The sequence below is a fragment of the Yoonia maritima genome (assembly GCF_003003285.1).
GTDB lineage: Bacteria > Pseudomonadota > Alphaproteobacteria > Rhodobacterales > Rhodobacteraceae > Yoonia > Yoonia maritima.
In genome coordinates, this window is record NZ_PVTP01000004.1 from 306087 (window position 1) to 327868 (window position 21782).

A 21782-nucleotide genomic window follows, 5' to 3' on the forward strand; every position below is an offset into this window, starting at 1 on the left:
ATTAACTGCACCGCCCTGCGTTTCGCGGGGCGGTGGGTTAAAACCCACCCTACATTGTTTGATCAAATGTCTGGCGTAGTGCGACGTCCAGATCATTCATTGTGACCGGCAGTCCAAGGTCGACAAGGCTGGTCACGCCATGATCCGTGATCCCGCAGGGCACGATCCCTTCAAAGTGGCTTAGGTCTGGATCGACATTGATCGACATCCCGTGAAACGATACCCATTTGCGCAAGCGAATACCAAGGGCCGCGATTTTGTCTTCGGCGGGATTCCCATCTGCTTGCAGGGGCTTTTCTGGGCGCTGCACCCAGACACCCACCCGACCTTCGCGAATTTCGCCTTTGATGTTGAACGTATCAAGCGTCGCAATCACCCAGGTCTCCAGGTCTTTGACAAATTGGCGGACATCGCGTCCACGTTTTGCAACATCAAGCATCACATAAGCAACGCGCTGACCCGGACCATGATAGGTGTATTCGCCGCCGCGCCGGGCCTCGAACACAGGGAAACGATCTGGGTCGATAAGGTCTACAGATTTAGCAGATGTACCCGCCGTATAAAGCGGGGGATGTTCAAGCAGCCAAATGCATTCTTCGGCTTCACCACGCGAGATTGCATCAACGCGGGTTTCCATGAAGCTCAGCGCCTCAGCATAGTCGGTCAGCCCGTCTGATATAATCCATTCAACCATGGTGTGGTGTCTCCTGTTGGTTTTGATATGGCGGCGCGCGCTTGAAATGTCACCCCTGTTCGCGCCAAGATGCACTGGTTGCGCTTTGAGTGCGTTTTGCCTCTTGGCAAGCCGAGACCGCTGCACTAGAAGCGCGGCAGCTAATGACTTGCGGTCGTGGCGGAATTGGTAGACGCGCAGCGTTGAGGTCGCTGTGAGGTAACACTCGTGGGGGTTCGAGTCCCCCCGACCGCACCAGAACCACCTCTTGAAGGTGTTGTTTTTCAAGCATATCATGACATTAGAGCCCCTCCTGAGACACAAATTGGGACACATTGGGGACACTTCGCATGGTTTTTGTGATGAAGCTCAAATACGTTGACACGCTTTCAGGGGGCCGCAAACGGTTCCGCAGACGATACCCTAAAGCCGTTGCTGAGGTGCTGGGGGAGTCGGTTTTGCAGGTCGCGATGAAGGCCCGTGACGGTGCCGACCTGTTTACTGAGCATGCCAAACTTCTTTCTGAATATGAAACGATCGTGGCCAAGGCCAAACGGAAGGCGTCCCAAGGAGGTCAGCTCACCCCAATAGAGCATTGGCGGGAAGCTGTTGCCGAGGCTGAGGCTTTAGTTCGAGGTATAACAGGGGTGAGGAGTGAGGATGAAGCGCGTCAGGTGCTCGCAGATGATCTTAGGCATCGTGGTGCTGACCCTGTTCTTTATCGTGCTGTGGTCGAACCGGAAGCGGATGAGCCAGCGGTTACAATGCTGGATGCCAAGGAAATGTACCGTAAGGAGCGTATGGGCGGGGCAACAGGACGCAACCAACTAAACCGTTTGGAGCGCGTTTGTCGGCGGATAGAAGGTTCGTTGGGGCCGCTTAATAAGATCGCTCTGGTCGACCTAAAGCGGGAGCAAGCAAGGAAACTCAGGGATGATATGCTTGCTGCGAAGAAGAAGGACGGTTCCCCTCTATCAACCGCAACGGTCAGGCGAGAACTGGACATGGTTCGCGCTATGGTCTCAATCGCAATACGCGAGCATGACCTTCAAGGGAAAGCACACAACCCTTTTGATGGGCTTGAGTTGGCAAAGCCGGATGCTGCGCCGGAGAATGAGTTTGATAAGCGAGACCCGCTACCACGTGATGTAATTTTGGCAATGCGTCAGCGTATGAAAAGCAAACTCAGGGAGCCCATGCTGGGTATTATTTGGCGTTTGCTGGAAGGCACCGGATGTCGTGGGGCGGAGATAGTTGGGTTGAGGGTCGAAGACGTTCAACTCAACTGCAAATAAGGCTCACCGATGCATGACCCGCGACGGTGCCCGATGTGCAGCACCCAATTCATTCCTAAACAGATCAACAGCACAGCCTGTTCAAAGCGCTGCCAGCGCCGTGTCGAACACCTCCGAGCGAAAGGCCGTGAGTATGACCGAGGCTTGCGCAGCATCACCTTAGAGACTCTGGAGGGGGTGCTACAGGTCCGAGAGGCTGATGCTGAGGTGCAAGCCCAGATTGATGCTGAAGAGGCTGAGAGGGCCGCTGAGGAGTCCGCGCGGTATCGCCAAGATGCAGACCTCCTCTATCAGCAAGAACGTGAATGGATGGACCGCTTCCACCTCACAATCTCCCTCCAACATTGAACAGCAGTAGGCAGCATTCGCCCGCCTTTGCGCTTTTGGTCAGGCCCTCTTGGGCAGGCTTGAGTGCTGTCTTCTCCTATTCAACCTTCAACAAAGAGATCATGACCATATGACAAAACAGACGACAAAGAAGAAAACCCCCAGAACATTCAAACCGAAGGCCTGCGTGAGGTGTGATGCCGAGTTCATGCCGACAAACGGTGTAGCCAAGTATTGCGAGGGGTGTCGCGCTGAAGTGCGGCTTGAGCAACGTCGGAAAGCAACCCGTAAATGGCAACTGAACAATCCCGACCATTGGCGTAAAAACAACCCCAAGGGGCAGGGACGTCTGCCATTGCCAAGGCAGCAGGACTATCCCGGCAAGCGGTTCTCCGTATCAAGGCCGACCCGGTGCATGCTGAGGGGGTGTTGAGTGCATGGGAGGGGCGTCAGTGACCTGTGTTTTCACATAGGGCAGTATTGCTGACCTATGTCTTAGGTGCGCATGTTCGCTACAGTGATCAGTTGTTTTCGAACAAGTCGCAAGCGCCGCCTAACCCTAGCACCCCCCGTAGTTTTTGTTCCCACTACTTGTGATTGTGTATGTGCCGCCTCTTGGCCCAGTGTAGCATCTAGAGCTTGATCGGGGCCTGTACGTGCTAACACGTGGGGCGCTGTAGTTGGCAGCTTGTCTGATTTGACGACCATACTCACATGCGAGGCCATCACCGTCGCGGTCAAGATCGTTTGGGTCGGAGATTGGACCGCCGATAGACAAAAAATATCTTTGGGCTTCTGCGCCACTACTAAAGTTTGAGCAGTCAAGGTCCTGAGAAGTGTTTGTTGTTTGTAGCGGGGATGATGGTCTTGTGTACAGGGATTGACCTAAGCCAGCAGCGGTCGAGCGCCCGTAATTTGTGCCGTAGCACTGTCTGACACCCCTAATAACCAGCTCTGCCTCAATCATTTGTTTTTGAACTGGCGGTGTGCTTGGCGATATATATGCGCTGCACAATCCAGATTGGGATGATGCCCTGAAGGTGGATGAGGCTTGGCTTGGCTGCATCAAGGCTGGCGAGCAACCTGCTAGCGTAAGTGCAATGAGCGGAATGTGCTTTAACATGTAAATACCTTAGATTGTATTTACATACTGAAGCTGACCCGAAAGGATTGCACAATGAAAATCTTCTCTGGCCCATATTGATGATGAAGAGGACGAGAGGGCCGTGAGATATGCAGGGTAGTTTCGACGCACGCGGCGAATGCATGGATAGGGCCGGAAACAGTAGCTGCGAGCCCATTTTCAGCTTTTCACCCCGGGCGGTGTGCGCGAAATGCTTCCGGTAAGCCAATCAGAAGGAGTAGGGCGGCAGTAATCACAAATACCCAATAACCGACAGCGCCAAGCAATAGAGCTCCACACACTCCTCCCAATGTGAAACAGGTGAGGGTAAGGCTATGAAGGCTGAGTTTTGGAAGTGCCTCCTTCTGCAATGTCTTGCCTCCAATCATCGCAGCAAGTTCTATGCCGATGTCTGTTGCCATACCTGATACATGCGTCGTTCGCACTTTAGCCTTTGATATCATCGTAGTGGCCGCGTTTTGTGACCCCATAACAAAGCTAAGGGCGACGACTAGATATGTTTCATGTGCATCAGAGGAATACATCGCAAGCGCGACACCAAGCAGCAAAAGGATTAACGCCTCCGCGATAATGACCATAGCGTAAATCGAGCGGACCTGCTTTCGTTCGCCTGTTTGTACAGCGACGGCGGCTAGACTAGCGCCACAGACGAAGGCGACCACCAGACCAAAAAAAGAAAACGAGGCAAGGATTGCGCCATTCGCTAAGTTATCAGCAAATGCAGAGATGTTTCCCGTCATGTTCGCAGTAAACGACCCAGCAATTAGGAAGCCAACGGCATTCAGGGCCCCCGCAATCGACGACAATAGTCCTGCCAATACCAGATCGATATTCGCAGTACGTGCCTCACCAACTCTGATTAGCATTGTATGGCCTTACCATTTGTATTTTTTGAATGATATGACGGTGTGCGGTCGTTCGCAAAGAGGTTAGGTTTGCCCCCACAACCAACAACATAATGTCGGATGCCGTGTTGAAGAAATGCTGTTCGTCCGAAAGTTTGATAAAGGTTTTTTTAAGATTGAGCGGTTGCTTTCCTTAAATGTTCTCTCGCCTTATTAGGCTTGCCTTCACATCATCAATATGGGACACAAAACATACCCGTTATGGGACACTGAGGGGTAATCTCTTTCTGTAAAATTGTTTGAAAACAATTACTTGATTGGTGCTTCGTGGAGCTGGTAAGGCACCCCGACCGCACCATTTGAATGTGTCTTGGCTTTTCTAAACTTTGAAGTGTTGATGGTAGTCTTGCGAGACGGTCTCTTGCGCCTGTGGTGCTGATCGGGGCAATGTCTGCGCAAATACGCAGTGAGGCAAAGATGATTCCAGTTCAGGGCTATGTAGGTCAGACAGTCGCCGTTTTGGGGCTTGGCCGTTCGGGCCGTGCTACGGCTGCAGCGCTTATTGAAGGTGGTGCTGAGGTTGTTGTTTGGGACGATAGTGTACCCGCGCGCGAGGCGGCAGAGGCGGATGGTTTGATTATCCGTGATCTGACCAAGCAGGGTGCATTTGAAGGTATATCAAAACTGATCGTCAGCCCCGGGATTCCGCATCTTTACCCGAACCCCAACCCAGTCATTTCCGCGGCTTGGGATGCCACGGTGCCCGTGGACAACGATATAGGGCTGTTTTTCCAATCTTTCGCAACTGATGCTTGGAACAGTTTTGACGTGGCGCCACGTGTCGTTGCGGTCACTGGATCAAACGGGAAATCCACAACCTCGGCTCTTATCCATCATATTCTGATCGAGAATGGCCGCCCGTCGCAATTGGCTGGGAATATTGGGCGTGGTGTCTTGGATATTGAACCGGCACATGATGGTGAGGTTATCGTTCTTGAACTGTCCTCCTACCAAACTGATCTGGCACGTGCGCTGACGCCGGATATTGCTGTCTTTACTAATCTTTCTCCTGACCACTTGGACCGCCACGCAGGGCTTGGCGGATATTTCGCAGCTAAGCGCCGGCTGTTCGCTGAGGGTGGACCTGATCGGGCGATCATTGGTGTTGATGAGGTCGAAGGCCGCTATCTTGCCAATCAGCTAATTGAGGGGGCAGGGGATGATCGCGTGATCCAGATATCAACGGGTCGCAAGCTGACCGACGGCTGGGCTGTGTCTGCCCGCAAGGGGTTCTTGTCTGAGATGCGCAAGGGACGTCAGGTTGCGTCGATAGATCTGCGCAATGTTCCGGGATTGCCCGGTGCGCATAACCACCAAAACGCCTGTGCCGCCTATGCGGTTTGCCGTAGCCTTGGGCTTGGCCCCAAGGGGATTGAGGCCGCGATGCATAGCTACCCCGGCCTGCCGCATCGGTCGCAACTGGTTACCGAACATAACGGCGTGCGCTATGTGAATGACAGTAAGGCGACCAACGTCGATAGCGCCGCTAAGGCATTGCAAGCGTTCACAAAGATCCGTTGGATTTGTGGCGGGCTGCAAAAAGAAGGTGGTTTGGATACGCTGCTGCCGCATCTGCAAAACGTGGCCAAAGCCTATGTGATTGGTCGGGAAGCTGAAGAATTTGCACGCCAGTTAAGCGGAGCGGAGGCCGAGGTATGTGGTACTATGGCAGTCGCAGTATCCCGTGCAGCTGCTGAAGCGCAGTCGGGTGATGTCGTGTTGCTGGCCCCAGCCGCTGCATCGTTTGATCAGTATGATAGCTTTGAGAAACGGGGTGAGGATTTCATCGCCTGCGTACAAGAGGCGACATCCTAAGGCTCACCTGAAACGCGACCTCTCGCAACGTTTGGTGATGTTGCTTGGAGTGCGTGGCTCTCTGGTTGGCCATTGATCACGAATCATGTGTTAATGCTCGTGTTTATTCATCTTTTGGCAGTCGGCGATGCGTCGGCCCGACGTCGGCTTTGCGTCGGGCATCTGGTTGGTTCGTCGCGGGGTTAATGATGCGCGCGATTGTAGGATGAATGGCTTTTCCTATCATACAGGTGCAGAGCTAGACTTGGTCGAATTTCTGGTACCCCATACCCAGAAAATTCTGTTCGGCCAACGCAGCAGCTAATTCATCTGAAATAAAGCTCCCGAGCGTGTATTTGTCGTGCCACGCATGGCAACTGCCAATTTTGTGTGTGTCGAATATCTTTTTATCATTGCCGTCGCGGATTGGCATATAGTGTTCATCTTCGCCGACAGGCGGAATACAGGCATCCTTCGCCAACGTGTCAAGGCGATTGCAAATATAGAAAAAATATCGCTTTGCGATCACTTTGCCCCGCTGCTCTATGTCAACAGGAAGAAATTGATGCACATCAGGTTCGAAGCGTTCTACGATTTGTTTAAACTTCTCTGTGACAAGTAATCCCTTGCCCTGGGTCCTTGCCACCTCATAAAATGGAAACTCTTCATTACCTTTGCGTCGCAAGCGCGTAGGCATATGCGTCGTGTCGATAGGCCGACCGCTCCCACCCGTGCGAAAACTAACGCCCCATCGGCCATCTTGGCTTGGGTCGATCAATTCGACTTTATCAAAGTCACCATCAACTGGAATAAGCACCTGGGTCAGGATGCCCGCCAGTTTAGGATCAGGCGCACCTCCGGAAATATGATATACCATTTCTAAACTCCGTCTTCTTTTTTCTAGACTGATTTACCCATTCGCGGTTGACTTGATCTCTTGCCCTGCCGCCCAGCCGGATGACCACGCCCATTGAAAATTGTACCCGCCAAGCCAGCCTGTGACGTCGACTGCTTCGCCGATGAAATACAGGCCGGGGACGGATTTTGCGCCCATCGTTTTTGACGACAGCGCGTCGGTGTCGATCCCGCCGAGTGTGACTTCGGCGGTGCGGTAGCCTTCGGTGCCGGATGGCGTCAGTTCCCAGTGTGACAGTTGATCTGCGATTTCTTGTAGTCGTGCGTCGCTTTGGTCGGCGATGTTTCCTGCTAGCTGTAGGTCGCCCGAAAGGACTTCGACCAAACGCGCTGGCAGGTATTGGGACATGACGGTGGTCAGGGCTTTGCGGCCTTGGGTTTGGCGCGCGGATTTTAATGTGTTGAAGAGGCCCGCTGCGGGATCGACGTTGACGGTGATTTGCTCGCCCTCGTGCCAATATGACGAGGCTTGTAGTACGGCGGGGCCCGACAGGCCGCGGTGCGTGAACAGGATTGCTTCGTCAAAGCTCGTGTTATTTGCGCTGACACGAGCGGGCAGGGCGACCCCTGCGAGCGGTTTGAAGCGATCTTCGCCAAAGGTGAAGGGAACCAGCCCGGGTCGTGTCTCAATAACTGGCACATCAAACTGTCCAGCGATTTGATAAGCAAGGCCCGTTGCGCCCATTTTGGGAATGGATTTACCGCCAGAGGCAACGACAAGATTCTTCGCGAGAATCTGCGTGATGCGACCGTCGCGCGTTAGCTGTGCATGAAAATGGGTGCCATCGTGGCCAATGTTGTCGACAGATGTTTGCAGCCAAAGCTGTGCACCTGATTTATCCATCTCTGCACGCAGCATTGCGACAATGTCTTTAGCAGTTTCATCGCAGAACAGTTGCCCGAGCGTCTTTTCGTGCCATGCGATCCGATACTGATCGACCAGCGCGATGAAGTCCCATTGCGTATAGCGTTTGAGTGCAGATTTGCAAAAGTGTTTGTTCTGGCTAATGAAATTGGCCGGGCTTGCGTGCATGTTGGTGAAATTGCAGCGTCCGCCACCCGAGATCCGGATCTTCTCGCCTGCTGCTTTGGCGTGATCCACGACAAGCGTATTTGGCCCGGCATGCGCCGCACACATCATGCCAGCAGCGCCGGCGCCAATGATCAAAGTATCAATATTCATTGGGTTGATGTGCCGTGGAACGACGCCGCATGCAAGCGCGATCAAATTTAGCTAAATTTGATCTTATATCTGTCGCGTATTTGGCAGTGTGAATTTTCAGTAGAATCAGTTGCAAATGCTGGCTATGCTGCAGTCAGACCCGGAAAACGGGCGGTTGAGGCAGTAAGGTGGTGATCCATGACAGAGATGGTCTATGGCGCGGTCCCGGTGCAATCCGGTGACCCGGTTCTTCCCCGGTGGTGGCGGACAATCGACAAATGGACTTTGTCCAGCATTCTGATCCTATTCGGGATTGGTCTGTTGTTGGGCTTGGCTTCTTCTCCGCCATTGGCGGCGAAAAACGGGCTTGAGCCGTTTCACTATGTGACCCGGCAGGCCATTTTTGGCGGCATGGCCATTTTGGTTATGTTTACCGTATCGATGATGTCTCCAACTCTTGTGCGCCGTTTGGCGGTTCTTGGATTTCTTGGGGCATTTGCTGCGCTCGTTATGCTTCCTGTATTCGGTACGGATTTCGGCAAAGGTGCGACCCGCTGGTATTCGCTGGGCTTTGCATCTGTTCAGCCGTCAGAGTTCTTGAAGCCAGGATTTATCGTGATGGCCGCATGGATGCTGTCCGCATCGCAGCAGTTGGGTGGCCCGCCGGGCAAGGCGTATTCATTCATTATGACCGTGACGATCGTGCTGATCCTTGCGATGCAGCCTGATTTTGGTCAGGCGTGTTTGATCCTGTTTTCATGGGGTGTGATGTATTTCGTCGCTGGCGCGCCGATGATGTTGCTCATGGTGCTTGCCGGTCTTGTCGTTTTGGGTGGGACCGTTGCTTATAGTAATTCCGAACACTTCGCGCGCCGCATTGATGGGTTTTTGTCGCCTGATTTGGACCCGACAACACAGCTTGGCTATGCGACGAATGCCATCCGCGAGGGCGGGTTTTTTGGCGTTGGTGTGGGTGAGGGCCAAGTGAAGTGGTCGCTGCCTGATGCGCATACCGACTTTATTATCGCCGTTGCCGCCGAAGAATATGGGCTGATCTGCGTATTGGTTATTATCGCACTTTATAGCGTAATCGTCGTGCGGTCATTACTGCGTTTGATGAAGGAGCGTGACCCGTTCATTCGCCTTGCCGGGACAGGGCTTGCTTGCGTGTTTGGTGTGCAGGCGATGATCAACATGGGTGTTGCTGTGCGTTTGCTGCCAGCTAAGGGGATGACATTACCGTTCGTATCATACGGCGGATCGTCGCTGATTGCGGGGGGCATTACCGTTGGAATGCTACTTGCATTTACGCGCTCGCGCCCGCAGGGCAAGATGGAAGATATTTTGCTACGTAGGGCCAATAGATGACCACACCACTTTTGATTATTGCCGCTGGCGGAACAGGGGGACACATGTTCCCTGCGCAGGCTTTGGCCGAGGCAATGTTGGCCAAAGGCTGGCGTGTGCGTCTTTCGACAGATGCGCGTGGTGCGCGATATACCAGTGGGTTCCCTGACGCGGTCGAAATAAGCGTTGTGGGTAGCGCGACTTTTGCGCGTGGTGGTATCCTGCAGAAGTTAGCGGTTCCATTTCGTATTATCGGTGGTATTGCTGCCGCCAAATGGAAGATGCTGTTTGATCGTCCTGCTGTTGTTGTTGGTTTCGGTGGCTATCCGGCCATTCCTGCGATGACTGCCGCATGGGCCTTGCGTATTCCGCGCATGATTCATGAACAAAACGGGGTTCTCGGGCGCGTAAACCAATTGTTTGCTAAACGTGTCGACAAGGTCGCTTGTGGGACTTGGCCGACGGCTTTGCCGAGCGCGGTTGAGGGTGTCCATACAGGCAACCCAGTGCGGTCGGCGGTTCTTGAGCGTGCGGCCGCGCCATATATTCCGCCGGGCGATTATCCGATGTCGATTGTCGTTTTGGGGGGCAGTCAGGGTGCGCGCATTATGTCGGATATTGCACCGCCTGCGATTTCTGCTTTGCCAGAACATATTCGCCGAAATGTCCGCGTTAGCCATCAGGCGCGTGCAGAAGATCTTGAACGCGTGACAAATTATTACGACGCAGAGCTGATTAATGCAGAGGTGCAAACATTCTTTGCGGATGTTCCTGATCGCATGGCCGAAGCACAGCTGGTGATCTCACGCTCTGGTGCGTCCACTGTTGCAGACGTAAGCATCATTGGCCGCCCAGCGATCTGGGTTCCGCTAGCAAGCGCGATCCGTGATGAGCAGACTGCGAATGCACGCCAATTGGTGGAAAATGATGCTGCGGTGATCATGACTGAAACCGAATTCGAAGTCGCCCCGCTGACTGCGATGCTTGAAAAGCTGCTGTCAGATGAAACAGGCATGATGAAAATGTCCCAAGCTGCCGTACGTTGCAGCGTGCCAGACGCGACCGAGCGTCTTGTCGGACTTGTCGAAGAACTGGCCACACCGGCCCAAAAATAAGATGGAAATCAAGCGATGAACGCTGCTGCAACAAAACTGCCTTTGGACGTTGGCCCGATTCACTTTGTCGGGATTGGCGGCATTGGGATGTCAGGCATTGCCGAGGTGTTGATTAACCACGGATACACCGTACAAGGATCAGACCTTAAGGAATCTAAAATCACCGACCGGCTCAAATCGCTTGGTGCTACGGTTTTTGAAGGTCAGCGTGCCGAGAACCTTGAGGGCGCTGAGGTCATCGTGATCTCCTCCGCCATCAAGCCGGGTAACCCTGAACTGGACGCCGCCCGCGCCAAAGGTTTGCCCGTTGTGCGCCGTGCGGAGATGTTGGCCGAACTGATGCGGTTGAAGTCCAATATCGCTGTGGCTGGGACACACGGCAAAACGACTACAACCACTATGGTTGCTGCCCTGTTGGACGAAGGCGGTATTGATCCGACTGTTATCAACGGTGGGATCATCCACGCCTATGGTTCGAATGCCCGCATGGGGCAGGGCGAATGGATGGTGGTCGAAGCTGATGAAAGCGACGGCACATTCAACCGTTTGCCCGCGACCATCGCGATCGTGACAAACATTGACCCAGAGCACATGGAGCACTGGGGGACCGAAGAAGCCTTGCACAAAGGGTTCTATGATTTCGTGTCGAATATCCCGTTTTACGGGCTGGCTGTTTGCTGCACGGACGATCCTGACGTGCAGGCGCTTGTTGGTAAAATTTCTGATCGCCGGGTCACAACGTTTGGGTTTAACGCCCAAGCTGATGTGCGTGCGATTAACCTGACCTATAAAGCTGGTGTCGCGCATTTCGATATCGCGTTGCAGGACGAGGATTCCGTCATTGAGGGATGCGAACTACCGATGCCCGGTGATCACAACGTGTCAAACGCGCTGTCAGCTGTGGCTGTTGCCCGCCATTTGGGCATGAAGAAAGATGAAATTCGCGCTGCGCTGAAAGGGTTCAAAGGTGTCAATCGCCGCTTTACCCGCGTTGGCGAAGTGAACGGTGTCACCATCATTGACGACTACGGGCACCACCCAGTTGAGATCACCGCCGTGCTCAAGGCTGCGCGCCAAGCAACGCAAGGGCGGGTGATTGCGGTTCACCAGCCGCATCGCTTTAGCCGTTTGTCGCATCACTTTGATGAATTTTGCGCGTGTTTTAACGACGCTGATGTTGTTGGTATTTCTGATGTGTTTGCGGCTGGCGAAGATCCAATTCCCGGCGCAGGCCGGGATGATTTAGTGGCTGGTCTTGTGCGGCACGGGCATCGTGATGCTCGCAGCGTCGTATCAGAGGATGACCTTGAATGTCTGGTCCGTGAGCAAAGTAAGCCGGGCGACATGGTTGTTTGCCTTGGCGCAGGTACCATTAGTGCGTGGGCGAACCGTTTGCCTGAAAGGCTGGCTAAGTAATGGCGATGGCAGGGGTTGGTCTATGGTGGTTATTGGCGATTGTTATGCAGTTGCTGCCATCGCGGGACAACCACTGGACACGTGCGTACATCCTGATTGCTGTGGGCGTTCCGCTAGTGGTTTGGGTATGGATTTCTTACAATTGGTTGGCCGCTGCCCTAGTTTTGATCTCTGGCGCGTCGGTCGTGCGTTGGCCCATATATTACTGCTACAAATGGTTGCGTCGTCAGTTTGGCTAGGGCAGTTGATCTCTAAATTTGACGATTGCTAGTTTGACTGGCTATGAAAGGAACTGGATGGTCGATTTCCCTGACGTGCGCGGCACATTAACGAAACAACGTTCGATGGCGGAATTGACCTGGATGCGCGTTGGTGGCCCGGCTGATATGTTGTTTCAGCCCGCCGATGTAGATGATCTGCGGGACTTTTTAGCAGCATTGCCTGCCGATGTGCCGGTTTTCCCGATGGGAGTGGGAAGTAATCTTATTGTGCGGGATGGCGGTATTGGCGGCGTGGTTGTCCGGCTAGGACGCGGGTTTAACGCCATTGATCCTTTGGGTGAATATGTTGTCGCTGGGGCCGCTGCCTTGGACGCGCATGTAGCGCGTAAATCTGCGGATGCCGGGCGTGACCTTACGTTTCTGCGGACTATTCCGGGAACGATTGGCGGCGCTGTTTGCATGAACGCTGGGTGTTATGGGGATTACGTTGCCGATGTTCTCGTGTCGGTTACGGTGGTTACACGAGCCGGAGAATTGGTTGAAATTGCGGCGAATGAGCTGCAATTCGCCTATCGCCAAAGTAGGCTTCCTAAAGGTGCGATTGTTGTCAGCGCTTGTTTTGATGCGCCGCAGGCTGATCCTGCCGCACTGGTCCAGCGCATGACGGATCAACTGGCAAAACGAGATGAAACGCAACCGACCAAAGACCGCACAGCGGGGTCAACATTTCGTAATCCTGCTGGTTTCTCGTCTACGGGACGTGCCGATGATGTGCATGATTTAAAGGCGTGGAAGGTTATTGATAATGCTGGAATGCGTGGCGCTACCCTTGGTGGGGCTGTGATGAATGAGAAACACTCGAACTTTTTGACCAATGCGGGCGGGGCCACTGCGGCCGATCTAGAAGATTTGGGAGAACTGGTGCGGAAAAAGGTTTACGATTCGCAAGGTATTACGCTAGAATGGGAAATTATGCGGGTTGGCGAACGGTTGGTCGACAGCGACGCAGAATAATAGGCCAAATAATGGCTTGATCCGCAAATGGATCACATAATTGACGGGTCGCAAAGATCCGCAAAAGAGGCGGTTGGGTATGTCGAGCAGGGCAAACCCGGAAGTTGTTAAAGTTTTGGATCGGCCGATGGCAGCGCGGGCAGGCGCATCATCGTTTGTTATGGATTCTAGAGCAGCTTTACGGGGCAAAACATGTGAAGTGATTGTGACCGATATTGGTCAGGCGAATGCATCGGCGGAATCGTCATCGGGTGTTTGGGTGCTGGAGGCTGCGCTATGCGAAGTCTGATTCGGCGTCCCGCTGCGACTGGTCCGCATGATCCGGCACCTTCGCGTTTAGGCTATCGATATCAACGGTTGCTGTTAACACCAGGTTTTCGGGCGGCGACGCGTATTGGCGTTCCTATTCTTTTAATCGCGGCGATCGCGGGATCACATTTTTCGAAAGCGGAAAACCGTGCCGCTTTGGTCGCGCAGATCGAAAATACCAAGCAACGTTTTCAAGAGCGCCCGCAGTTCATGGTTAAGGCTATGACTATTACAGGTGCTGATCAGTCGACGATGACCGCTGTGATTGCGCTCTTGCCGACTGACTATCCTGTTTCTTCTTTCGATCTGGATCTTGAACACACGCGCCGCACCATCGAAGCGCTTGATCCGGTGAAAAGCGCAAGCGTACGTGTCGGCGCAGCTGGCACGCTTGAGGTGCGGTTAACACCGCGCGTGCCTTCGGCGCTTTGGCGTGATGGTGCGACGTTGCGGTTGATCGATGAAACAGGGGTTGTGTCAGGGGTGGTGACGTCCCGGTCTGAGCGGCTTGACCTGCCTTTGATCGCTGGAGACGGCGCAGAACAGCACATCGAAGAGGCGCTGGCGCTTTATGCTGGGGCGGGGCCGTTAAGCACCCGTGTGCGTGGTCTTGTTCGTATGGGCGAGCGCCGCTGGGATATCGTGCTGGACCGCGATCAACGCATTTTGTTGCCAGGTGAAGGCGCCGTTGCTGCGCTGGACCGTGTGATTGCGTTGAATGCAGCCCAAGACATGTTGGAGCGTGACGTGGCCGTTGTGGATATGCGCAATGCAAACCGTCCGACTTTGCGAATGAACGAAGAAGCGGTCGCCGCGTTGCGCCGCGTAACTGAAACAGTTTCTACAAACGGGGCGAACAACTGATGGGCGATGTATACGACAACCAGCGGGCAATGCGCCAAATGCGCAAAGCAGCGATGCAGCGCGGTGTTGTGGCTATTCTGGATGTAGGCACATCCAAGATCGCCTGCCTTGTTTTGCGTTTCGACGGACCAGAGCAGTTCCGCAATGTTGATGGTGTCGGCTCAATGGCTGGCCAGTCGCAATTCCGTGTCATTGGTGCTGCAACGACGCGCTCACGCGGTGTTCGCTTTGGCGAAATCGAAGCGATGCAAGAAACCGAACGTGCGATCCGTACGGTGGTTCAAGCTGCGCAAAAGATGGCGAAGGTCCGTGTCGATCACGTGATTGCGTCGCTTTCAGGTGCGCGCCCGCGTTCTTACGGGTTGGATGGCGCATTGGATGTGTCGGGCGGCATGGTGACTGAACAAGATATCAGCCAAGTCATGGCCAACTGTGATGTGCCTGACTACGGGGCGGATCGCGAAGTTCTACACGCCCAGCCTGTTAACTTTGCTTTGGATCACCGATCTGGTCTTGCCGATCCGCGTGGTCAAATAGGTCATAAGTTGACGACTGACATGCATATGCTGACGGTTGATTCAACGGCGCTACAAAACTTGTTCTACTGTATCAAGCGCTGTGATCTTGAGCTGGCTGGGCTGGCATCGTCTGCTTACGTGTCCGGTATGTCGTCTCTTGTTGAGGACGAACAGGAGCTTGGCGCGGCTTGTATTGATCTGGGTGGCGGATCGACTGGTATTTCCGTGTTTATGAAAAAACACATGATCTATGCGGACTCTGTTCGTATGGGCGGGGACCATGTGACCTCTGACATCTCAATGGGTCTTCAAATTCCGACAGCAACGGCTGAACGGATCAAGACATTCTACGGTGGCGTTGTTGCGACCGGCATGGATGATCGTGAAATGATCGAAACTGGTGGCGATACGGGCGATTGGGAACATGATCGCCGCACCGTGAGCCGTGCCGAATTGATCGGCATCATGCGTCCACGTGTCGAAGAAATCTTGGAAGAGGTCCGCGCACGTTTGGATGCGGCTGGTTTTGAACACCTGCCGAGCCAACAGATTGTTCTGACCGGTGGCGGCAGCCAAATTCCGGGTCTTGATGGTTTGGCCAGTAAAATTCTTGGCCAGCAAGTACGTCTTGGTCGCCCGCTGCGTGTGCAGGGGCTTCCTCAGGCGGCGATTGGTCCGGCGTTTTCTAGCTCGGTCGGTCTGTCGTTGTTCGCGGCGAACCCCCAAGATGAATGGTGGGACTTTGAAATTCCGGCGGATCGCTACCCGGCGAGATCGCTTAAACGTGCTGTAAAATGGTTTAAAGACAACTGGTGATGCGCAACATTTTGCCGATTGGTCGAAATCAAGCGGGCCTTTGATAAAATATGTCCAGATTTGGTGGCTATTTTGTGTTTTTCCCGTGACCTTTCGGCATCACCCGGTTAAGATGAGCCTAATAAGCAGTCAGGCGCCCGGTGGGACGGGCTCATAAAAACAGGCGGATCGAGCAATGACATTGAATCTCTCCCTCCCGGGGCATGACGAACTGAAGCCACGCATCACTGTATTTGGTGTGGGTGGTGCTGGCGGTAACGCTGTGAACAACATGATTGAACAGGCGCTGGAAGGCGTTGAGTTCGTCGTAGCGAACACAGATGCGCAGGCACTGCAGCAATCGCGTTCAGAGCAAAAAATCCAGATGGGTCTAAAAGTGACCGAAGGTCTGGGTGCTGGTGCGCGGGCAACTGTTGGCGCTGCAGCTGCTGAAGAAAGCATTGAACAAATCGTTGATCACCTTGCTGGGGCGCACATGTGCTTTATCACGGCGGGTATGGGTGGCGGCACCGGTACTGGTGCAGCCCCGATCATCGCACAAGCAGCCCGTGAACTGGGCGTCCTGACTGTTGGTGTTGTCACCAAACCTTTCCAGTTCGAAGGCGGCAAACGCATGAAGCAAGCGGATGCAGGCATCGAAGCCCTGCAAAAGGTTGTTGATACGCTGATCATCATTCCAAACCAGAACCTGTTCCGGTTGGCGAATGAAAACACAACATTTACCGAAGCTTTCGCACTTGCAGACGACGTTCTGTATCAAGGTGTGAAGGGTGTGACTGACCTTATGGTTCGTCCGGGTCTTATTAACCTCGACTTTGCCGACGTTCGCGCCGTAATGGACGAAATGGGCAAGGCGATGATGGGTACTGGCGAAGCCGAAGGCGAAAACCGCGCGGTACAAGCTGCGGAAAAAGCAATCGCGAACCCACTGCTGGACGAAATCAGCCTCGAAGGCGCGAAGGGTGTTCTTATCAACATCACTGGTTCGCACGATCTGACATTGTTCGAACTGGACGAAGCTGCGAACAAGATCCGCGAAAAAGTCGACCCAGAAGCAAACATCATCGTTGGTTCGACACTGGACACAAGCATGGAAGGCAAGATGCGCGTTTCCGTGGTTGCCACAGGTATCGACGCTGCAATGAGCAACGCAGACACGCCGCTACCACGTCGCAGCATGGCCGCTCCTTTGGCGCAGCCTCTTGCGGTTGAAGCACCTGCGCCTGCGCCAGTTCAAGAAGCGCCTGCTCAGGTCGCGGCGGCTGCACCACAGCAAGAAGAACGCACATTGTTCCAAGATTTGGACATGCCAACTGCGGCTGCTCCGCAGCCAGCGCCAGTGCAGCAATCGGCGCCGCAACCCGTCGCCACACAGCCTGTCCAAACACAGCAACCTGTGCAGCAACAGCCAGTCGCGTCACACGATTTGCCGCCGCCCGCCTACACGCCGCGTCCTGAACCAACACTGAGCGAAGCTGATAGTTTTGTTGCGCCACGCGCGCCGGGAACGCCGTCTCCTGAAGCTCTGGCGCGTTTGCAAGCTGCTGTGAGCCGCGCGCCGAAGCAAAACGAACAGCAGCCACAAGCCGCTGCGCCAGCAGTTGAAGATGCCGAAAAGCCGCGTTTTGGGATCAACTCGCTGATCAACCGCATGACGGGTGCTCAGGCAGAGGCGGCTGCTCAGCAACCTGCGCGGGCTCAGCCTCAGGTGACACCATTGCACCAAGAGCCAGAAGCGAATGAAGACCAAGATCGCATCGAAATTCCTGCGTTCTTGCGCCGTCAGGCGAACTAATATCCGCGTCACAGAATTGTGACGTCAGGTAAGAATGACACAAAAGGTCGCCTAAGGGCGGCCTTTTTTCTTTAACTTACAGTGGGTTGTGATAGTTGCCGCATTGCGGACATGAAAACGCCCATGCATGTTTCATACCGTTGTAAAGAGTGAGTTGAGCCGACGGCCACTGCGTTTTATCTGTAATACCAGTAATTAACCCTGAAAGGCGCGTTACGCCGTGCAAACTACGCTTAAATCTCGCGTCTCTTTTGACGGTATCGGCCTTCACTCTGGTGCGCCGGTCACGATTGTATTGCATCCGGCTGCCGCGAATACCGGGGTTGTGTTTCGTCGTGTCGATTTGACCGGAACACCGCAATTGGCTGCGAAATGGGATAGCGTCATTGTTTCGCCGTTGAATACACGTCTGACCAACGCGGGCGGTGTGACGGTTTCCACTATCGAACATTTGATGGCGGCCTTGTCTGGTTGTGGTGTGCACAACGTTTTGGTCGATATCGACGGTCCCGAAGTGCCAATCTTAGACGGTAGTGCAGCCACATTCGTGCGCGGTATTGTGAATGTTGGAGTGACGCGCTTGTCCGCGCCCCTGCGTGCCATTGAGATTTTGAAAGATGTATCGGTGTCCGAAGGCGAAGCCTTTGCACAGTTGTCACCAGCGACATCACTGCAGATCGACTTTGCAATTGATTTCGCGGATGCTGCGATTGGTAAGCAACATAAGACCCTGAACATGGCCAATGGTACATTCGTACGCGAACTTTGTGATAGCCGCACATTCTGCCGTTCTGCTGATGTTGACGCAATGCGTGCAAATGGTCTGGCGCTTGGCGGTACGATGGAAAACGCTGTCGTCGTTGATGGCGCGACAGTGTTGACGCCCGGTGGTTTGCGCCATGCTGATGAGGCTGTGCGTCACAAAATGCTTGATGCATTGGGTGATTTGTATACTGCAGGCGCGCCTATTCTAGGTCGCTACACGGGTACGCGGTCTGGTCATGCGATGACAAACCGTTTGCTACGCGCCTTGTTTGATGATTCCTCGGCTTGGCGTTGGGTGAATTGCGATGCGAAAATCGCGGCACGGTTGCCGGGCGTGGGGGTCAGCGTTGCTGATCTTCATGCTGTTGCTTGACCCAACCGCGAACAGTTGATCACAGCGTGTTCAAAAGGCATTTTGCCCTTCATTTTTCTATGCTAGACCCATCCGTAATAAATGGTACGCGTAAAGCGTTCACAGTCATTGATGAGGTCGCAGTCATGTCAGCCAGCTTGGGTATTATCCGAAGCCGTACAAGAAAGTACGGTGCTGTTATGGCGCTTGTGGTTCTTTCAGGTTGCGGCGGCGGTTTGGCCGAAGAACCACTGGATAGCATGACCGCGCAGCAGATCTTTGAGCGCGGTGAAGCGCAGGTTGAACGGGGCAATCCAGATGACGCCGCTTTCACTTTCGGCGAGATCGAGCGTCTTTACCCGTATTCTGAATTTGCCCAGCGTGCGCTGATCATGCAGGCATATTCATATCATCGTGACGGCGACTATGAAAACAGTCGCGCATCTGCGCAGCGGTTTCTAGATTTCTACCCTGCCGAAGATGATGCACCCTATGCCGCCTATCTGTTGGCATTGTCGTATTATGATCAGATTGATGATGTAGGCCGTGACCAAGGCTTAACGTTTCAAGCATTGCAGGCCTTGCGGGCCGTGATCGAACGTTATCCTGACAGTGATTACGCACGCAGTTCTATTCTTAAATTCGATCTGGCGTTTGATCATCTTGCCGCGAAAGAAATGGAAATTGGTCGTTACTATCTTAAGCGGGGACATTACGCGGCGGCTGCAAACCGGTTCCGTACCGTTGTCGAAGATTTTCAGACCACTGTTCACACGCCTGAAGCCTTGCACCGCCTTGTCGAATCTTACCTGTCGATTGGCTTGGTTGACGAAGCACAAAGCGCGGGCGCAATTTTGGGGCACAACTATCGTTCGACTGAATGGTATGAATCGAGTTACGCGTTGCTGAACGGGCAGGGGCTTCCGGCCGAGGTATCAGGGGATAACTGGCTGGCTTCAATCTATCGGCAGGTGCTGCGCGGTGAATGGCTGTAATCATAATATGGATCGGGGGCTAGGATGCTACGCGGTCTAGATATTCGCGACATGCTGATCATTGATCGGCTTGAGCTTGCTTTTCAGCCGGGTCTAAATGTTCTTACGGGTGAAACTGGTGCTGGTAAGTCAATTTTACTAGATTCATTGGGCTTTGTGCTTGGTTGGCGTGGCCGTGCGGAATTGGTGCGCCAAGGTGCGGATCAGGGCGAGGTAACGGCTTGGTTTGATCTACCCGCCGGGCACCCTGGCTTTGCTGTGCTTGAAGATGCTGGGATTGCGATCGAGGATGAATTAATCTTGCGTCGCGTGAATACCCGTGATGGCCGCAAGACGGCATGGATCAACGATCGCCGCGTGAGTGGCGAAGTGCTGCGTAATCTATCTGAAACGTTGGTCGAGCTGCATGGTCAGCATGACGACCGCGGTTTGTTGAACCCGCGCGGGCACCGGCAGATGCTGGACACCTATGCCGGGTTGCAAGGTAATCTTGATAAGGTGCGTTCCGCGTGGCGTCAGTTGGCTGAATCGCGTAAGGCGCTAACCGCTGCGGAGGCACGGATTGCCGAGGCCCAAGCCGAAGAAGAGTATTTACGCCATTCTGTCGCTGAGTTGGACGCTTTATCACCAGAGGCTGGCGAAGAGGCGACGCTGGATACGCAGCGCAGGCTAATGCAAGCGGCCGAAAAGATTCGCACTGATATCGGCAAGGCGGGCGAGGCGTTGGGAATGAACGGTGCAGAGGGGCTGGTCAGTGATGCGTCACGCTGGCTTGTTGGTGTTGCCGATAAAGCCGAGGGGCAGCTTGATGATCCGTTAGGCGCGATTGAAAGGGTGATGCTTGCCTTGGATGAGGCGCAAAGTGGTATCGCAAGTTGCCTTGATGCACTGTCGTTTAATACATCAGAGCTAGAAGACATCGAGGAGCGTCTATTTGCGATCCGCGGATTGGCACGTAAACACGGTGTTCTTGCCGATGATCTACGTGATTTTGCTGACGGATTACGTGGCCGTTTGGCCGTTCTAGACGACGGTGCGCGTGATCTCAAAACGTTGAGCGGTAATTTGCAAACTGCGCAGGCGATCTTTGATGCTGCCGCGGCGCAGCTGACAGAAAAGCGGACCAAAGCTGCGAAGTCACTGGATAAAGCAATGGCTGCAGAACTTGCGCCACTTAAGATGGAGCGCGCGGTCTTTGTGACACATATCACGCCATCAGATGCTGGCCCTGAAGGCGCTGACACCGTTGCATTTACCGTGGCAACAAATCCGGGAGCGCCAGCAGGACCACTGAACAAGATCGCATCTGGCGGCGAACTTAGCCGGTTTTTATTGGCGCTAAAGGTATGCCTGACAGAGACGGACGCAGGCCTGACGATGATCTTTGATGAAATTGATCGTGGGGTCGGTGGTGCAACCGCTGATGCTGTCGGGCGGCGTCTGGCCGATCTTGCCGCTGGTGGACAGGTTCTGGTCGTCACCCATTCACCGCAAGTTGCGGCGTTGGGTGGTCATCATTGGCGCGTTGAAAAGCGGCAGAACGACGATGCGACAACATCGACTGTCGTGCCGCTGGATAACGAAGCACGGATTGATGAAATTGCGCGAATGATTTCGGGTGATCGGATCACCGATGCGGCACGTGAGGCTGCCAAGGCGCTAATCACACCGTAAAATGAATTAGGGGTGGGGTACACCATCGCAGCGCGACAACACGTATACTCCACCCCTAGAACTGTAGTACCCGACCCACTCATAACGCGCGTATCTCGGCCACTCACCTCCGCGACACGCCTTGTACAATTTGTCCTGAGAAAGGTCCGCAAACGACCCTTTCTTTAACGTTGAAATGACTTAGCTAAACACCGCGTCGATCTCAAAATTACTCGTTAAAACACAAGGGCAAAAAACCCCTTAACTAAATCTACCAGAGCGGGAAGTTGTTGATCAACCTGTCCCAAAGTATGTCACTCATGCTGACCTATTTGCTTTGTTGTGCGCTTGCAATCATGTGGTGAGCTGTGTGGCCTAAAAATTAAG

At 53.9% G+C, this 21782-nt stretch carries 19 protein-coding genes and 1 tRNA gene; 15 read left to right on the forward strand and 5 right to left on the reverse strand.

Going from position 1 to position 21782, the window contains the following annotated elements; all coding sequences use genetic code 11:
• Window positions 1–49: 49 nt before the first annotated feature.
• A complete protein-coding gene (lipB, locus tag CLV80_RS08145) occupies window positions 50–721 on the reverse strand; it encodes a lipoyl(octanoyl) transferase LipB (RefSeq protein ID WP_279338296.1) in 672 nt (223 codons plus the stop codon).
• 123 nt (window positions 722–844) lie between these two features.
• On the opposite strand from lipB, the gene CLV80_RS08150 reads away from it, so the two are divergent.
• Both CLV80_RS08150 and CLV80_RS08155 read left to right on the forward strand, forming a co-directional pair.
• Window positions 845–931 (forward strand) — tRNA-Leu (locus CLV80_RS08150).
• A 92-nt stretch (window positions 932–1023) separates the two neighbouring features.
• Window positions 1024–1968 carry a site-specific integrase gene (locus CLV80_RS08155; RefSeq protein WP_106356770.1) on the forward strand — a complete coding sequence of 315 codons (945 nt, stop codon included), beginning with the start codon at window positions 1024–1026 and terminating at the stop codon, window positions 1966–1968.
• 886 nt (window positions 1969–2854) lie between these two features.
• Here the strand turns inward: CLV80_RS08155 and CLV80_RS18810 are convergent.
• On the reverse strand, window positions 2855–3418 hold the full coding sequence (locus tag CLV80_RS18810; protein WP_106356775.1) for an excalibur calcium-binding domain-containing protein: 564 nt from the start codon (window positions 3416–3418) through the stop codon (window positions 2855–2857).
• 188 nt (window positions 3419–3606) lie between these two features.
• Window positions 3607–4305 carry a YoaK family protein gene (locus CLV80_RS08170; RefSeq protein WP_106356777.1) on the reverse strand — a complete coding sequence of 233 codons (699 nt, stop codon included), beginning with the start codon at window positions 4303–4305 and terminating at the stop codon, window positions 3607–3609.
• 456 nt (window positions 4306–4761) lie between these two features.
• Here CLV80_RS08170 and murD point away from each other — a divergent pair, with 456 nt between their 5' ends.
• Complete coding sequence (murD, locus tag CLV80_RS08175; RefSeq protein ID WP_106356963.1) at window positions 4762–6159, forward strand: UDP-N-acetylmuramoyl-L-alanine--D-glutamate ligase; 1398 nt, start codon at window positions 4762–4764, stop codon at window positions 6157–6159.
• 238 nt (window positions 6160–6397) lie between these two features.
• On the opposite strand, the gene CLV80_RS08180 is transcribed toward murD, so the two are convergent.
• Entirely contained in the window at window positions 6398–7015 is a 618-nt protein-coding gene (locus CLV80_RS08180) for an imm11 family protein (RefSeq protein ID WP_106356779.1), read from the reverse strand.
• A gap of 33 nt (window positions 7016–7048) precedes the next feature.
• The gene (locus CLV80_RS08185; RefSeq protein ID WP_106356781.1) at window positions 7049–8236 is read right to left on the reverse strand and encodes a BaiN/RdsA family NAD(P)/FAD-dependent oxidoreductase; all 1188 of its coding nucleotides are present in this window, start codon (window positions 8234–8236) and stop codon (window positions 7049–7051) included.
• 177 nt (window positions 8237–8413) lie between these two features.
• Between CLV80_RS08185 and ftsW the strand changes: the two genes are divergently transcribed.
• From ftsW to recN, 12 genes are all read left to right on the forward strand, one after another.
• A complete protein-coding gene (gene ftsW, locus CLV80_RS08190) occupies window positions 8414–9583 on the forward strand; it encodes a putative lipid II flippase FtsW (RefSeq protein WP_106356783.1) in 1170 nt (389 codons plus the stop codon).
• Window positions 9580–10677 (forward strand): UDP-N-acetylglucosamine--N-acetylmuramyl-(pentapeptide) pyrophosphoryl-undecaprenol N-acetylglucosamine transferase, encoded by a 1098-nt coding sequence (locus tag CLV80_RS08195; protein WP_106356785.1) that lies wholly within the window; start codon window positions 9580–9582, stop codon window positions 10675–10677. Before ftsW ends, CLV80_RS08195 begins: the two co-directional genes overlap by 4 nt.
• A 15-nt stretch (window positions 10678–10692) precedes the next feature.
• Window positions 10693–12093, forward strand: a complete 1401-nt coding sequence (gene murC, locus CLV80_RS08200) for a UDP-N-acetylmuramate--L-alanine ligase (protein WP_106356787.1) — start codon at window positions 10693–10695, stop codon at window positions 12091–12093.
• The gene (locus CLV80_RS08205) at window positions 12093–12332 is read left to right on the forward strand and encodes a DUF2484 family protein (protein ID WP_106356789.1); all 240 of its coding nucleotides are present in this window, start codon (window positions 12093–12095) and stop codon (window positions 12330–12332) included. Before murC ends, CLV80_RS08205 begins: the two co-directional genes overlap by 1 nt.
• Window positions 12333–12389: 57 nt before the next feature.
• Window positions 12390–13328 (forward strand): UDP-N-acetylmuramate dehydrogenase, encoded by a 939-nt coding sequence (murB, locus tag CLV80_RS08210; protein WP_106356791.1) that lies wholly within the window; start codon window positions 12390–12392, stop codon window positions 13326–13328.
• 79 nt (window positions 13329–13407) lie between these two features.
• Window positions 13408–13617 carry a hypothetical protein gene (locus CLV80_RS18300; protein WP_133169764.1) on the forward strand — a complete coding sequence of 70 codons (210 nt, stop codon included), beginning with the start codon at window positions 13408–13410 and terminating at the stop codon, window positions 13615–13617.
• Entirely contained in the window at window positions 13605–14501 is an 897-nt protein-coding gene (locus CLV80_RS08215; RefSeq protein ID WP_106356794.1) for a cell division protein FtsQ/DivIB, read from the forward strand. Before CLV80_RS18300 ends, CLV80_RS08215 begins: the two co-directional genes overlap by 13 nt.
• Window positions 14501–15835, forward strand: coding sequence for a cell division protein FtsA (gene ftsA / locus CLV80_RS08220; protein WP_106356796.1), 1335 nt, complete (start codon window positions 14501–14503; stop codon window positions 15833–15835). The genes CLV80_RS08215 and ftsA overlap by 1 nt, the downstream gene beginning before the upstream one ends.
• 175 nt (window positions 15836–16010) lie before the next feature.
• A complete protein-coding gene (ftsZ, locus tag CLV80_RS08225; protein ID WP_106356798.1) occupies window positions 16011–17630 on the forward strand; it encodes a cell division protein FtsZ in 1620 nt (539 codons plus the stop codon).
• Between the two features lie 220 nt (window positions 17631–17850).
• Window positions 17851–18768 carry a UDP-3-O-acyl-N-acetylglucosamine deacetylase gene (gene lpxC / locus CLV80_RS08230; protein ID WP_106356800.1) on the forward strand — a complete coding sequence of 306 codons (918 nt, stop codon included), beginning with the start codon at window positions 17851–17853 and terminating at the stop codon, window positions 18766–18768.
• Window positions 18769–18947: 179 nt separating this feature from the next.
• Window positions 18948–19742, forward strand: coding sequence for an outer membrane protein assembly factor BamD (locus tag CLV80_RS08235; protein ID WP_375342192.1), 795 nt, complete (start codon window positions 18948–18950; stop codon window positions 19740–19742).
• Window positions 19743–19766: 24 nt separating this feature from the next.
• On the forward strand, window positions 19767–21416 hold the full coding sequence (recN, locus tag CLV80_RS08240; RefSeq protein ID WP_106356802.1) for a DNA repair protein RecN: 1650 nt from the start codon (window positions 19767–19769) through the stop codon (window positions 21414–21416).
• The last annotated feature ends 366 nt before the right edge of the window (window positions 21417–21782 follow it).